The 14,163-nt window shown below is 55.4% G+C and carries 12 protein-coding genes; 3 read left to right on the forward strand and 9 right to left on the reverse strand.

Features of this window, described 5'->3' with window-relative positions:
* Positions 1-117: 117 nt before the first annotated feature.
* Complete coding sequence (locus tag CW742_RS00915) at positions 118-576, forward strand: hypothetical protein (RefSeq protein WP_292415539.1); 459 nt, start codon at positions 118-120, stop codon at positions 574-576.
* Positions 577-619: 43 nt separating this feature from the next.
* On the opposite strand, the gene CW742_RS00920 is transcribed toward CW742_RS00915, so the two are convergent.
* The 9 genes from CW742_RS00920 to CW742_RS00960 all read right to left on the reverse strand — a co-directional run bounded on the left by CW742_RS00920 (position 620) and on the right by CW742_RS00960 (position 12,928).
* Positions 620-2,512: a PAS domain S-box protein gene (locus CW742_RS00920; RefSeq protein ID WP_292415540.1), complete on the reverse strand. Its 1,893-nt coding sequence runs from the start codon at positions 2,510-2,512 to the stop codon at positions 620-622.
* A gap of 78 nt (positions 2,513-2,590) precedes the next feature.
* Entirely contained in the window at positions 2,591-3,913 is a 1,323-nt protein-coding gene (locus tag CW742_RS00925; RefSeq protein WP_292415541.1) for a hybrid sensor histidine kinase/response regulator, read from the reverse strand.
* Between the two features lie 3 nt (positions 3,914-3,916).
* Positions 3,917-6,304: a response regulator gene (locus CW742_RS00930; protein WP_292415542.1), complete on the reverse strand. Its 2,388-nt coding sequence runs from the start codon at positions 6,302-6,304 to the stop codon at positions 3,917-3,919.
* 12 nt (positions 6,305-6,316) lie between these two features.
* Positions 6,317-8,704 (reverse strand): methyl-accepting chemotaxis protein, encoded by a 2,388-nt coding sequence (locus CW742_RS00935; RefSeq protein WP_292415543.1) that lies wholly within the window; start codon positions 8,702-8,704, stop codon positions 6,317-6,319.
* A 136-nt stretch (positions 8,705-8,840) separates the two neighbouring features.
* Positions 8,841-9,860 carry a chemotaxis protein CheW gene (locus tag CW742_RS00940; RefSeq protein WP_292415544.1) on the reverse strand — a complete coding sequence of 340 codons (1,020 nt, stop codon included), beginning with the start codon at positions 9,858-9,860 and terminating at the stop codon, positions 8,841-8,843.
* An 86-nt stretch (positions 9,861-9,946) separates the two neighbouring features.
* Positions 9,947-10,561, reverse strand: coding sequence for an archaellin/type IV pilin N-terminal domain-containing protein (locus CW742_RS00945; RefSeq protein WP_292415545.1), 615 nt, complete (start codon positions 10,559-10,561; stop codon positions 9,947-9,949).
* 291 nt (positions 10,562-10,852) lie between these two features.
* Positions 10,853-11,086, reverse strand: coding sequence for a hypothetical protein (locus CW742_RS00950; protein WP_292415546.1), 234 nt, complete (start codon positions 11,084-11,086; stop codon positions 10,853-10,855).
* Positions 11,087-11,099: 13 nt separating this feature from the next.
* Positions 11,100-12,041 carry a hydantoinase/oxoprolinase family protein gene (locus tag CW742_RS00955; RefSeq protein ID WP_292415547.1) on the reverse strand — a complete coding sequence of 314 codons (942 nt, stop codon included), beginning with the start codon at positions 12,039-12,041 and terminating at the stop codon, positions 11,100-11,102.
* Entirely contained in the window at positions 12,038-12,928 is an 891-nt protein-coding gene (locus CW742_RS00960; protein ID WP_292415548.1) for an ATP-grasp domain-containing protein, read from the reverse strand. Before CW742_RS00960 ends, CW742_RS00955 begins: the two co-directional genes overlap by 4 nt.
* Positions 12,929-13,011: 83 nt before the next feature.
* Here CW742_RS00960 and surE point away from each other — a divergent pair, with 83 nt between their 5' ends.
* On the forward strand, positions 13,012-13,794 hold the full coding sequence (surE, locus tag CW742_RS00965; protein ID WP_292415549.1) for a 5'/3'-nucleotidase SurE: 783 nt from the start codon (positions 13,012-13,014) through the stop codon (positions 13,792-13,794).
* 78 nt (positions 13,795-13,872) lie between these two features.
* Positions 13,873-14,163: ribose-5-phosphate isomerase A (locus tag CW742_RS00970; protein WP_292415550.1), on the forward strand; the 291-nt coding region annotated here is incomplete at its 3' end.

Here is a 14,163-nt window from a genome sequence, read left to right on the forward strand (position 1 = left end):
CAATATCCCGTAAATAATACGGGCCGGGTATGGCAGAGGGTGATTGCCATTACACCGGAGGAGGAGAAATCGCGGTTCCGGGCTAAAAACCGTTAAGCAGATGAAGGGAACGGGACAATGAAGACTATGGACCGGAAATTCCTGTTCCTGGCTATAGCCGGGATCATCCTCACGATAGTTGCGTCACTCATCAGTATCTATGCCGGCGGTGTTGTCCTTGTCCTTGTTGCAGTCATTGCCATGTCCCTCTTCATCATGCAGGATACAAGGAACCTGCCTGATGTGGTTGTTGAACTCAGGGATGACGCAAAAGGGATTATTATCCGGAATTCCGGAAATGCCGATGCCGTGAACATCCATGTTTCGCTTGTCCCGGTCAATATTGAATACCGTATCCAGGCACTTGCGGCCGACCAGGTCAACGAGTACCCGCTGGAATCAATGCTTGCAGAGGCAAAGGCTGTTGCAACATTCGAGAACGTGATGGGGGGGGCCTTCCAACGGACGTATGATCTCTCGGCCCGGGGTTCGTATGACCCCCTCAGGCCGATGATCCCGCTCTTCCGTCACAAGTGACCTGGACGATCCACGACCCATTTTCACTCCTGTTTTGCTGCTGTCAGAGCCCGGCTTTCCGCTGCATGGGGAGCACCTCGGCCCCCTCGAGATTACCGGCAGCCCACGTGTATCGTTCGCGGATTGCCGGGGGGAGCAGGGTTTCGGGTATGGGTTCAAAGCCGTACTGTCGATAGAACCCCTCCAGGTGGCGGACCGCGTACATGAAGAGGTCGTCATTATGGCAGGCCTCCACCAGTGCACCAACAGCGATGCGGGAGTACCCGTTCTTCCGGAATTGTGCCGGTGTAAAGACACCGTCCACCTCAAGCCCGTCCGGGTGCCGACGGCAGCGGGCTATGGACACCAGTTTTCCGGAATGGAAGACGCCGAAAATACGGTCCACCGTAGGATCGCCAGTGGTATCATGGTACTCCTTCCAGACTTCATCGGCAAGGGAGAATTCATCTGCCCGCAATTCCCGTCCCACCGGGACTCCATTCTCCTCTGTCGTGGGAGAGATGTGGCGCTGCGAGGTTCCGGTCCCGGTGGCAGAGTTTTCTACCCGATACCCTTCCGATGGAACCAGGATCTCAAACCGCGCACCTTTGCGGTACTCCCCGGTCTCGCGGATAGCCATGCCGGTCAGGGAGACAATTTCCGCTGCAAGGAAAAGTCCCCTGCCATAACTGTCCTTGCGCTGTACGAAGAGTCCGTCTTTCTCATTCTCCGGAATGCCGGTCCCGTTGTCCTCGATGATGATGGCACAGCCCTCGTTACGGACCTGGTACGTGATGACGATCCTCGTTGCGCGCGTTGACTCTTTTAACGAGTTGTGGAGGATGTGGTAGAAGACCGTGGGCAGGTGCGGGTCCGAGAAGACGCAGAGCCTGCCGGTCCATGCATGGAACGTCACGTTCCTGAACTCAAGGCGGTCTGCTGCTGTAGCAACCGCATTCTGCACAGAAATCCATGACGGGGGCGTCCCGCCTATATCGCGAAATTCGCGGGAGATGTCGATCTGCCGTGTTATTCCGTCAGCAGCCAGTTTGAGGTCGCCGATGTACGCAATAATCTCGGGGTCAGAGAACTTCATGACGCCAAACCGGAGCTGGCCGTAAAGGACAGCAAGCTTACGGGAGATATCATGCCGCAGGATGCCGGCAAGCGTATTGAGCCGGTGGCTGGTCTTCTCCAGCGCGGATGCGGTCATAACCCGGTCGGTGATATCCCGGATGGACTCGATGGCTCCGGCTACGTTCCCGTTTGCATCCAGGAGTGGAGAAGCGGAGAAGCGGAGGTGCATGCCCCGGTCCCCCTGCATGTGCGGGAGAAAGATCTCTGATACCAGTGTCCCGGATTCATTTCTTACCTGGGGATATTTCCTGGGGATCCCGCTCCCGTCACTGATGATCAGGCCGGCGAGCATCGGGCGGCGATCGCCATAAAACGCAAGTGCGTACTCGTAGTTGCCGCGGTTCAGCATCGAGGCTTTCGACCGTCCTGTCATGGTCTCCAGTGCACGGTTCCAGGCAATGATCCTGCCCTCCTTGTCGATCGCGAAGGTTGCATCGGGCAAAAACTCGATGATATCGTGGAGCTGCTGTTCGGACTGTGCCAGGTTCCATGACAAAAACGAGACGATACACCCGACAAGCACGAGGATTGCGCACCGTGCAAAGGTAGCAAAACCGAGCACGAGATCGACCGGGGCAAAGAGAGTTATCTCCAGTGCAAAGATAAGGGCAACACTAAGGGAAAACGGGAGGCCGCGGCGGGGATACCAGTAGGAAGCAAGGATGATGGGGAAATAGAGGAGGTGGGAGAGGACTGCCGTGAGCCCGGCAAGGATGCCAAAGAGGTTAATGGCAAGGGTACACGCGGTGACTATCGCGAGCAGGATGATGCGGTCTTTTCGGGGGGGATGGGTGATGACAGACAGGTTCGGGACGTTCATTTCTTTGAGATCCTGTAAACGTAACTTCAGGTGCAGATTCAGCTGTTTGCGGGCAGGTGCAGACCCCGGAGAGGGGGGCTATGCGGGTGCGGGATCATGATTGCGGATAACTTGTTCCGGGCAGTGGATCTCGAAGCGGGCACCGGAGCCGCTCGTCCCGGTTTCGGATATGGTGATTCCGGTGATGGCCAATATTTCCCGGGCGAGAAAGAGACCAAGGCCCATGGTCATGCCGTGTTCGTACGTGAATATCGACTCCTTTCGTCCATCAGGGATGCCGACACCATCGTCTTCGCAGATGATAGTTGACCCGGATGATGTCTTTTCCATGCTGACGCGGAGCAGAGTCACCTTCTCACCATATTTTACCGAATTTTCCATCAGGTTGGAGAACACCTTGCCGATGAGCGGATCGGCATAAATCTCGGTTCCGGCAGGGACCTCGTTTTTGACCTTCAGGTTGCCGGGAACCTTCTCTTCGGCTGCGGCATCGACGAGGGTACGGACATCCTGCCATTGGGGTGATTTGACCCCCACTTTCTGGTAGTCTCCGGTAAATTTTACAGAGTTGAGAGTACATGTCCCTATCTGGGCTGCAGCGGAGACATACTCCCATGCCTTATTCAGATCCGTATCTTTCAGCCTGAGTGCATATTCGAGAGATTCGTTCTGGGTCGTGAGCTGGTTTACCACGTCATGCCGGGTGATACTGGCCATCAGGTTCAGTTTCTTGTTGGCCTCGTCGAGTGCTTTTTCGACCCTCCTCCGTTCGGTGTTTTCGGCTTCAAGCCGGGCATTTGATTCTTTCAGGTCATCGACTGCACCATGGAGTTGTTCATTCATGGCGTTGAGCTGTTCGCGCGCCTCTTCGAGTTCGGAATTCCTCCTCACCGCGACTTCATACGTGGAGAGAAGGATTCGCATAATCCGGAGCCTGCTCGCCGCGATCCGGTGGGTCTTTCCTGCATGAGAGATGTCAAGGGGGAATGGGACTCCTTCCGGATCCGGCTGGCCGATCGCTTCAAGGATGCCGGTGATGCGGGCCCGGATATAGTCCGGGTCATAGGGTTTGACGATGAAATCATCAGCCCCGCACCCGAGACCGCGGATCACGTCAGCAGGATCAAAGAGCTGGGAGACGAGGATGACCGGGATCCCCCTTGTTTTTTCATCCTCACGGATCCTTTTACAGAGTTCATATCCGTCCATCTCGGGCATGACGATATCCGAGAGGATCATCGTGGGGAGGAAGCTTTTGACACTCTCAAGTGCGTCCCTGCCATTCTCTGCCAGCAGGACCCGGTATCCTTCGGTTTCGAGGATGTGGCGAAGGTATTCCGCCTGTGTGCGGCTGTCTTCCACGATCAGGATCTTTACCGTTTTTTTCGCGATCTGCTCCATGATTTACCGTCTGGCTCCCAAACGCCCCTGCGGTCTTTTTGTCCAAATTAAGTTCCTGACGACTGCAAGCAGGGCGCTTTTCTCAAAACTGCTTTTGACAATATACGCATCTGCGCCGACAGCAATCCCGTGCTTCTGGTCTTCTGCGGAATCCAGCGAGGTCACCAGCACGACCGGAAGGGACTGGAGTTTTGGATCGCTCCGTATCTTCTCTGTCAGTACAAACCCGTTCATGCGGGGCATGTCAACATCCGATACGACAATATCTACCTGATGCTCTTTAAGAATTGCGAAAGCCGCCATTCCGTCAGTGGCGGTCATCACCCGGTATCTCTCGCGCTCCAGGAGCATCTGGAGGAAAGCCCGCGAGGTTACTGAGTCTTCGACAACAAGGACAATGGGTGCAGGTTCGCCTTTCTGTAACGGGGCTGCCCCGCGGGTGCTGATCCTGAGAGACTCCTGGATCAGTTCGGGAGGATCGAGCACAAGTGCAAGCGTCCCGTCACCAAGGATCGTTGCTCCGGCAATACGGCGTACCCTCCGGAGCTGGCTTCCGAGCGGCCGGACAACAATCTCCTGGACATGCATAATCTCATCCACCTGGCATGCGACCTGGCCGGCACCGTAGGCGATGACGATGAGGGAGACAGGAGTATCTTTGCCGGTTGGCAGGCGGGATACCGGGACATCAAGGACATCGGATAGTTTTACGATGCCGATATCCTGTTCATCTACCCTGATGTACTGGCGCCTGCCACGGGTGAAGATGGTATCGGGTTTTATCCGTAAGACCTGCTGTACCTGCTGCATGGGGATAACATAGACCTGGCTGCCGGAACGGACCACAACGCCACGGAAGGTCACAAGACGGACCGGGATCCGCAGGGTGATTGTTGTTCCCTTCCCGTGTTCGGACGCGATGGTCACATACCCGCCAAGACGGGTAATGGTATCTTCCACAATGGCAAGGCCAAGCCCCCTCCCGGAGACTTCTGTTATGATAGGGCTTGTCGAAAAGCCGGAACGGAAGATGAGCCAGACTGCCTCAGCATTGGTAAGCCGTGCCTCTTCCTGCTCGGATATAAGGCCGATCCTGACCGCAGCTTTACGGATTTCACTCCCGTCTATCCCTTTCCCATCGTCCGATACCTCGATGTCAACTTTCCCTCCGGAGACAAGGACAACGCGGATTCGAACCGTTCCCCTGATGGCTTTATTATGCAGCGCCCGTAAATCGGGGTATTCGATCCCGTGGTCGATGCTGTTGTAGATCAGGTGCATCAGCGGATCCTTGAGACTGTCGAGGATCCGGCGATCTACTTCGATCTCCCCGCCTTCGATCACCAGTTCAACCTGTTTTCCGGTAGTACGGGAATATTCCCTCACAAGGCCATGGAACGGTGCAAGGACGCTTGATACCGGCAGGAGAACCGCATCATGGATAAGTTCGGAGATCTCTAAGGTGCTGGCTTCAAGCGCAGCCCGGTCCCGGTCTGTTGCGCGAATAAATTCGGTGAGATCATGCTGGAGATAGGTGACGAACTCGCGGTCATAGTCCAGGAATTCCACCAGCCGCTGGAGTGGCAGGACGAGATCTGCCGGCAGATCTGCCTTGCCTGAACCGAACGACCGCTCGCGGATACGGTGGATATCCGTGGAGATGGCGGCCTGGTTCCACCGCCAGATGGTGAACCGTGCCAGCCACTCCTCCAGTTCCCGCATGCGGTGGGTAATGAAAAGGCGGGTTGTGAGAAGGTCATCCGAACCCGCGATGAGCCGGTCGAGTTTGTGTGCCGCAATGCGGACCGTTGCACCGTCTCCCTCCGGTCGACTTGCTCCTGTGGAGAGCACAGGAGGTTTCCGGATATCCCCCTGGTCCCTCTCCGGCAGGGAGGGATTAACCCCCGGCATATCAGCCGTGGAACGCACAGGAGGACCTCCCGGGTGCTTCTCCAATTCCTGTTTTTGCTGAGTCGCGGTGTCGCCGGGAGATGATTCTTTCCGCGTAAGGGAACGGAGTGACGAAACAATATCGGTAACCGGGGTAACGGGTTGTCCGGCCCCGTCCAGGATGCCCTGGACCACCCTGGCGGCCTGGTGGAAAATATCAAAATCGTCTGCATCGGGGACATACGTCCCTTTTTTCATGCGGGAGAAGATGTTCTCCAGATTCTGGCAGACGGACTCGATCTCCTTTTGTCCCACCGCCCGGGCCGCACCCTTGAGGCTGTGGGTTGTCCGGTAAATCCGCTCGACCGTTGCACTTTCCGGTACGGGGGGCGCTTTCTCCAGCTCGAGGAGTATTGCGACGATAACGTCCAGGTGTTCCCGCGCTTCCTCGCGGAACGTGGCAAGGAGTCTTTTTGTGAATTCAGCATCCGTTCCTTTCATGGAAGGCGCACTTCACACATGGTACTGGACAGTGAGTTTCTTTAACCGGAGACCCAGCTCGTGGAGGTCTTCTGCCGTTTTCTCTGCTTTCCGGGTGATATCGAGGTTCTTCTGGGCTGCATCCCGGATCTTCTCCATGGCCAGGGATATCTGGTCCATGCCGGTTGCCTGTTCATGGATGGATGAGGCGATCTCGATGGCCTGTCGCGATGATTCGGCAGTCGATCGCGTGAGGACCTCGATTGCCTCGCGGGCATCGCTTGTCAGCCGGACTGCATCAGCTACGGACTTTGTCCCCCGTTCGGTAGATATCACCGTCGATGAAACGCCCCGCTGGATATCCGTTAAGATGGTACGGATGTTCGAAGTTGCCTGTTTTGACTGTTCGGCAAGGTTATGGATTTCGTGAGCAACCACGGCAAAACCTTTGCCAAGTTCACCGGCTTTTGCCGCTTCGATGGATGCGTTCACCGCGAGCAGGTTGGACTGTTCAGAGATGTCCGTCACCGTTGCAATGATCTCCCCGATAGCCTGGCTCTGCTCCGAGAGCTTGATGACGTTCATGCCGATCATGTCCATCTGGCGCTGGATATGGTTCATTCCGTCGAGGATCTCCTGGACCGACTTCTGCCCGTCACCGGAGACATTCAGGGCGTTCATGGCCTTCTCTGATACTTCTTTTGTCTTCTGGTTCATCAGGTCTGTCTTGGTCCGCACGCTCTCGACCGTATCGGAGGTCTCGTTTACGGTCGACGCGGTCTGTGAACTGGTTGAGGAGAGCTGGGTCGTCACGGTTAAAAGTTCGCTTGACGCCGAGGAGAGAACCGATATGCCTTCGTACAGTTCTTCGTTGATCAGTTTCATGAGCCGTTGTAACTCGATACCGATGGTGTTGAGGGCATCGCGATACGCGACGAATTCGCCGGCAACCGGAATCTTCTCATCGAACCGTGCCGTGAAATCACCGGATGCATAGAATCGGGCAAGGCGCATGGCCTCGTTGACCGGCTCCGTGATGGTTTCAAGCGTTTTGTTGAAACCGGCGATGATCATCCGGTACCCGCCGCGGAATGCCTTCTCGTCACCGCGTACAGAGAGATCCCCGGCCCGGGCAGCATCGGTCAGCTTGATTGTTTCCTTGTGCAGGTGGTCCAGTGAATCGACCATCATCCGAAGGGCAGGCCGGATCTCATCGCGATCGTCCACCGGTTCAGAGAACTGTTCGATATATTCCCCGTTTGCGATCTTCTTGATATCGCCGACAACGTTCGTCTGGAGATCGTCGGCAAACTCATCCATGGTGGCAGACATCATGCCGATCTCGTCCTTGCGCTTGAGGTTCAGCCGGGCCGAGAGATGGCCGTTCCTGAGTTCCCGGATCATCAGGACAACCTGCTGCAGGGGTTCGGAGATGGATTTCCCAAAGAGGACCGCGACTGCTGCACCGATGCCCATGGATGCGAGGACCAGGGCTAAGATCGTGTTCCGGATGGTGTCAATCGGACCGCTGAAGTCAGCAAGTTCTGCCCGGGAGACAATATACCAGTCAAGGGGTTCGTAATACGTGTACGCATCGATAACCTGCGTTCCTTCCACATCATGGGGAACCGCTCCTTCTTTTTTGACGAACATTTCCTGGACATATGCCCTGTCAGCCCATGTCTGGCCCTCGGCATTCGGGTGAACGAGGACGGTTCCGGTACTGTCAATAACATACATGTACCCATTCTGGCCGACAACTGTATCGCGGATACTCTTCTTGACCACATCAAGAGTCTGCCCGGCTTCAGTTCCTACGAAAAGGACACCGATGATCTTGCCGCTGGGATCCTTGATCGGCTCATATGCAGTGACATAGTCCTTGCCGAACAGGTCTCTCCTGCCATAGTACGTCTCGCCCTTTTCTACCGCAACCTCGTAGACATTATCGGTCAGGTGAGTGCCTACGGCTCGCTGGCCGTTGGAGTCAAGCACATTGGTCGAGATACGTGCCGCATAGCTGTTATTATACACCTGGAAGACGGTGGCCGCGCCGCCCACCATCGACTGGACCTTGTCAACGATCTCGAAGTTGTCATTTATAACGTATTGCGTACCGTCATTAGTGACAAGCGTCATCCGGTCGTTGATGATCTGCGGGGTGCCTTTCCCGTAAAAGTTCTGCTTTGCCACATTCAGGTCGCTGTTGACCTTGTTGCGCGTGAGCTTGTACACATCGTTGGTCCAGCCCTTCATGTCCTGGACCTGCGTCTCCAGGAGCGACTGTGTCTGTTCGCTGATAACGCTGCTTGATGTCGTGTAGGCGACAATGCCCAGGAGCAGCGTCGGTATGATGGCGAGGAACAGGCAGATGACCAGGATCTTTGTCCCGACTTTCATGTTTGAGAAGAATTCAAGCATAAATATGTCTCCGGAACGTTCCAGGAATTCCCTGATTGTATATCCTGATGGCATGTCGCATAAACGTAGTGATTCTCAGCTGCAACAATACAACCGGATACCCTGCAATGGTTATTGCGCCTGTTTGGGGAATGGTTCATGCCTCGTCGATGATCATTCCCGGGTCGGTAAAGAGCGCGCAGGTGTCGAGAATGACAAGCGGACCGTCGGCCACTCCTTTTACATACCTGTTCGCCATTATGGGTAGATCTGTTTTTTTTGCAGAGATACGATCCAGTTCGATGGAACCAATACCGGTGATGTGGTCAGCGAGGATCCCGAAGGTCAGTGTCCTGTCAGTCAGGACGATCACGCGGTTTAAGTCGGTAAGCCCGGTCTCGGGAATGGCAAGCAGGACGCGGAGGTCGACAAGGGAGATGATCTCGCCCCGGACAATACAGATCCCCGAGATGAAATCCGGTGTTCCGGGAACCGGCGTGATCTCTCCGGTAAGGATAACTTCCCGGATATTTCCCATCTCGATTGCATACTCCCGGTAAGCGAGCCGGAACTTGAGGACTTCAACCGTTTTTATTTCGACAAGGGCCTCTTCCGGGCGGGCAATCTTTGCTGCACGTTCGGCCAGCACCGCATTGATATGTGCTCCGTCATTGTCAGGTCCTGCAAGAGCTCGTTCGCTGGTGTCATCTCTTGTTGCCTCTCGGGCCGGCACCAGATTGTCATCGGCGCTGTCCGGCATAATGCCTCCGGATGCGAGCAGCCCCGGAAGATCGTAAACAACCAGGAGTCCTTCTGCGGTTTTCAGAACACCGGATCCTTCAGGAAATGTCTGGTGGGGCATCCCCTTCGCATCCCTGGGAAGGGGGATCTCGTGGACGCCGGAGGTTGCATCAACCCAGAGTGCAAGGTCATGGTTTCCGGTCCGGGCAATGATGAGCCTATCCGTCAGTGCGGGAACTGCATCTTTAAGGCCAAAGAGGTACCTCACTGAAACAACGGAAAGTGTCCTGCCATGGAGATTGATGGTCCCTGCATCCCAGGGGGGGTCGCCCGCGTTCCTCTGTTTAGGCCTGACCATCCGGATGACCTGCATGGTCTCCTCAAGGGGAATTGCACCATTGACGGGTCCGACAGAGAAAAGGAGCAACTGGGCCATGATTATCACGCAATGATCCAGCATTGGCACTGATGGCTAAAAAGAATGATGGATTGTCCCCGTCCCCTGCGTGGGTGTACATGGGATCAGTAGAGTGGTTGTATCCGCGAGAGTGCTCCGGGAACGGTCTTTGAGAAGGATGAGACCGCTCCCACGGCAGGCTGCAGGTTAAAGGTAATCTTCTGGTTGACCGTTGCGCTGGGGGGCATCCCGATAGAGATAATCCAGATCTCGTTAGGTTCGAGCAGGTTATTGGGGAGTCCCACCTCATTGATCTTCTGGGAGACACACCACTCGATATCATTATTCGTTGCAGCATTTGCGGTGAGTATTGTGCCACACGCTGAGGGAATCATATTGATGCTGGGATTCCTGCCGCCGCCGGAATCAGAGTAGGAGATAACCATCTGGGTCAGGTCCATCGGCGTTCCGCCGGCCATGAGCATGATGCTTGCGTTAATGTAGGTTAGACGCGAGGGATTTTCACCCAGCGCAATTCCTATGACATTGCCGGCAATTTCAACGCTTGAGCTGGCCTGGGCAACACCGGTATGTACCGTTGCCTGGGCAGTCTGGGTTGTATAGAATCCCGCCCCAAGCACAACATAGGAGAATACAGCGGCGACTACGACAAAGGCGATGAGGACAATCGCAGCCTCAAGGCCGGTAAATGCGGTTTCAATATATGGGGGTAGTTTCATGATTCTCCCGTGGCTCCGACGTTCTTTTCTCTATGGCGTTGTGCTCCCTTAACTTCGGTATGATCCTATATATTCGTCATCATCTGATCCCGGCCATTTTCCAATGGTACGATCTGGTGCAGGAGAGCGGAAACCCTGAGGAAAACACGGCAAATCAAAAAAAGGATTTATGGGAAAAAGTTAGTGTCCCAATAATAAAATGGGTCCTATTTTTGCCGGCGAGCCCCGCGCACATGGCGGTCTGCGTTGCCATTCGTTGTATTTGATATACTGCGATCTCACCCTGCTTTCTTAATCCGGATCCCGCATCTCAAGGGGAGTAGCATCATATGGGCAGTATCGTTCATTTCCCGAAGTCTCCCATCCACAGGCAGGACAGTGACGGATACTCTTTTTCCTGCAAAGGAACGGGAGAAGGGGGACACAGAGAAAGAGGAAGAATAACGGGAATCCGGAGAACCACATCAGGAACGTGACAACAAGTGAGCCGATCAGGAGTATCAGGCTGGTTTTCCCGGTGTTCATGATTTGCCGGCCTTCAATGGGAGAATTCCCTGTTCCGGAGCGCAATTTCCCGCACCGCGAATGCCGGAAGAGCATCGGCTACCGGCCCCAGCTCCCGGTTCAGATCCTGTGCCCCGAGTTCACGGGCAAAGAGGCGTGCTCCGATACCGGCAACGAGAATCTCCTGTGCCCCATAAGCCATGGCACAGGCCCGGGCCGCGTTGCAGACCATCGCCTTCTGCCGTTCATAAACCTGATGCGCAATCTGTAATGCGCCCTCTTCACCAATCTCTTCGAGATCTGCGCAGACCACGCGGGCCAGTCTCCTGAGCGAAGCGTTCCGGGTTTTCTCTTTGTGGTCCGGAGTATCACACGCATATTCATCTGGGGTGATATGTCCCAGCACGAAGTGGGCATCGGCGCTTGTTGCAAAATACTCTGAACTGATGGGAGTTGGAATTCCAAAGAGGTCCACGGATTGCAGGATGGCCGCGATGTTGGTTCGCAGCATTCCGGTATAGAGCAGGAAACCCTTCTGGAGCCGGTTCAGGTCGGTGAGCTCATGCAGGCTCCCGAAGTGCCCGAGCGGGATAATGTCCGCAGTTGTGCTGCCGAGGTCCAGAAGAATAGCACCGGCATACCGTTCCCTTAGATAGTCAGCCGATGCAAGCCAGTTCGCCGCAGCCAGCTGCGGGACCGGCCGTTCATGGAATTGTGCATCCATACCATAGAACCTGGCACCCGGGAACGCCTTCTGCACTTCACCGACAATGAAGGAAATCCCCTGCAGTTTATTCTCAAAGCAGTCCGCAAGCTCCCCGCTCATGACAACTGCTGCACTGGTTTCACCCTGCTTTACATAGGGTTTGAGCGTGTCGGCTATCGGCGCTTTCTCCCAGAGGGGACAGTAATGGATATGGACACCCTCGTCATTGACCACCTTCAGGTTGGCTCCCCCGACATCGATGCCGATCATATCCGGGTGACCTTCCCGTTGCAGTCGAACCTGGCCCGGCCGCTGAAATGAACGGCATCGGGGCCGTTCCCTTTCGAGGCAGACACAAGGATATCGGCAATCTCTTCCTGGATGCATGCAGTAATGCCGACAATGCTCGTTGTGATCCGTGGATTGACATCAACGATGTAAATCTTGTCCGCGACAACAACGTCAACACCGCAGTATCCCTGGCAGCCAAGAACGGTCGCCGCCTTTACCGCAGTGTCAATGATCTCTTTTTCCCGGTCAGGGTGAAGCGGCGTCTCCCCGCCAAGATACTGGATGGTGCCATCGGGGCCGACAGCGATCTCCTGCTGGTTGACAGCAAGGACTACGGGCGGTTTTCCCGAAAAGTAGGCACAGGCATCCCCGATCACCCGGTTGATGACCATGCTGACCGAGTAATTCTCCCCTTCGATATACTCCTGTGCAAATTCCCCCTCTTTTGGGAATTCTCCGGAAAGCCGGACCCCCTGCGAACCACACCCTTTGATGGGCTTTATCACGTGTTTCCCCGTGGCAGGTGCCGCAACGGGAACAGGAATGCCGTTCTCTGCAAGGATCTTGCCGGATGATACTTTGTTTGCACAGAGCGCAGTGGCCATGAACCCGCACCCGAGGTTATGGGTTGCCTGCTCCAGCAGGAATGTATATTTCGAAAGGAGGTGATCGGGTGCAATCACAAGGCCCATGTCGCAGCCTGGAGCAAGGCGCGTGATCTCTTCCCCGAAGTCACCCGGCCCGGGAAGAACAACATCATACCCGCAATGCTCAAAACTCGACTTCAGTACCGACAGCATTGCAGCGCCTTCATGGGCAAGTGCAGGTTCGTGGGCAACAGTATACTCGGCAAGGAGGACCTTCATCCCTCATATGTTTGCGCTGCAATGAAATTACCCTATCCGATCGGTGAGGTATTTCTCCTTTGCCGGAAACATGAATGAATGCGATGAAACCCTCGATCCTGCTGACCAATGATGACGGCGTGAGCTCCATCGGGCTCTGGGCCGCGTATGAAGCGTTACAATCCATCGCGGATGTCACGGTCGTGGCTCCTGCGACACAACAGAGTGCTGTCGGCAGGTCAATCTCCATTTTCGAACCCCTGCGGGCAACACAGATCGTGATCAACGGTGAACCGGCATGGGCCGTTGCAGGCAAGCCCACAGATTCTGTAATCATCGGCCTGTATTCGTTAAAACTGAAGCCGACCCTTGTTGTAAGCGGGATCAATATCGGGGAGAACCTCTCGACAGAATCCATCATGACCTCCGGCACGATAGGTGCTGCGCTCGAAGCATCCAACCAGGGCACCAAGGGGATTGCATTTTCCCTGCAGGTGGAAGACCAGGGTGACAAGTTCGATGACCCCCGCACCCATGGCCAGAGTTTTGCTGAGGCCAAAAAAGTTGTGCGGGATGTCGTCTCCCGCGTGCTCGCCTCCGGGTTCCCCCCCGGTTCAGATGTCATCAACGTGAACATCCCGTCAAAAGTGACCGGTGGCTACGAGGTGACACACCTTGCCGGCAAACTTTTCCATACCGGTGTTGAGAAACGTCTCGACCCGCGGGGAAGGCCATACTTCTGGATCAACGGGCCGCTTGTGGAGGATGCAGAGGATGGGACCGATGTCCATGCAGTCCGGAAAGGCAATGTTTCAATCACTCCGATCACCCTTGACTGCACGGCATACAGCACACAAGACGCCATCCGGAAGATCTTCCTCACATAGATTTCACCCGTTTCTCCGGTTGTGCCAGCCACAGAATCACCAGTTTTAATAATTCACGCACTGATACGTATCACTGACATGGACGAAAAGACGCGTGCTCTCACGGCGGCAAAGTCCGCTGCTGGATACCAGGCAGCGGATATGGTGGAAGACGGTATGGTCATCGGCCTCGGGACCGGATCCACCGTGTATTACATGATCGAGCGGCTTTCTGCACGTATCCGCGAAGGCCTGCACGTGACCGGTGTCCCGACATCGTTCCAGACTGCCATGAGAGCGCGTGAGTGTGGCGTACCTCTTACAACGCTTGACGACCACCCGGTCATTGATTTGGCTATCGATGGGGCAGATGAGGTTGACCCACACCTC

Source organism: Methanoregula sp., from assembly GCF_002835825.1.
Taxonomy (GTDB): Archaea; Halobacteriota; Methanomicrobia; order Methanomicrobiales; family Methanospirillaceae; genus Methanoregula.

What these genes read in the sequence shown, in the direction of transcription:
- CW742_RS00920 (WP_292415540.1), bottom strand. Translation starts at nt 2,512, where the DNA reads ATGAACGTCCCGAACCTGTCTGTCATCACCCATCCCCCCCGAAAAGAC.
- CW742_RS00935 (WP_292415543.1), bottom strand. Translation starts at nt 8,704, where the DNA reads ATGCTTGAATTCTTCTCAAACATGAAAGTCGGGACAAAGATCCTGGTC.
- CW742_RS00940 (WP_292415544.1), bottom strand. Translation starts at nt 9,860, where the DNA reads ATGGCCCAGTTGCTCCTTTTCTCTGTCGGACCCGTCAATGGTGCAATT.
- surE (WP_292415549.1), top strand. Translation starts at nt 13,012, where the DNA reads ATGAAACCCTCGATCCTGCTGACCAATGATGACGGCGTGAGCTCCATC.
- CW742_RS00915 (WP_292415539.1), top strand. Translation starts at nt 118, where the DNA reads ATGAAGACTATGGACCGGAAATTCCTGTTCCTGGCTATAGCCGGGATC.
- CW742_RS00925 (WP_292415541.1), bottom strand. Translation starts at nt 3,913, where the DNA reads ATGGAGCAGATCGCGAAAAAAACGGTAAAGATCCTGATCGTGGAAGAC.
- CW742_RS00955 (WP_292415547.1), bottom strand. Translation starts at nt 12,041, where the DNA reads ATGATCGGCATCGATGTCGGGGGAGCCAACCTGAAGGTGGTCAATGAC.
- CW742_RS00950 (WP_292415546.1), bottom strand. Translation starts at nt 11,086, where the DNA reads ATGAACACCGGGAAAACCAGCCTGATACTCCTGATCGGCTCACTTGTT.
- CW742_RS00930 (WP_292415542.1), bottom strand. Translation starts at nt 6,304, where the DNA reads ATGAAAGGAACGGATGCTGAATTCACAAAAAGACTCCTTGCCACGTTC.
- CW742_RS00945 (WP_292415545.1), bottom strand. Translation starts at nt 10,561, where the DNA reads ATGAAACTACCCCCATATATTGAAACCGCATTTACCGGCCTTGAGGCT.
- CW742_RS00960 (WP_292415548.1), bottom strand. Translation starts at nt 12,928, where the DNA reads ATGAAGGTCCTCCTTGCCGAGTATACTGTTGCCCACGAACCTGCACTT.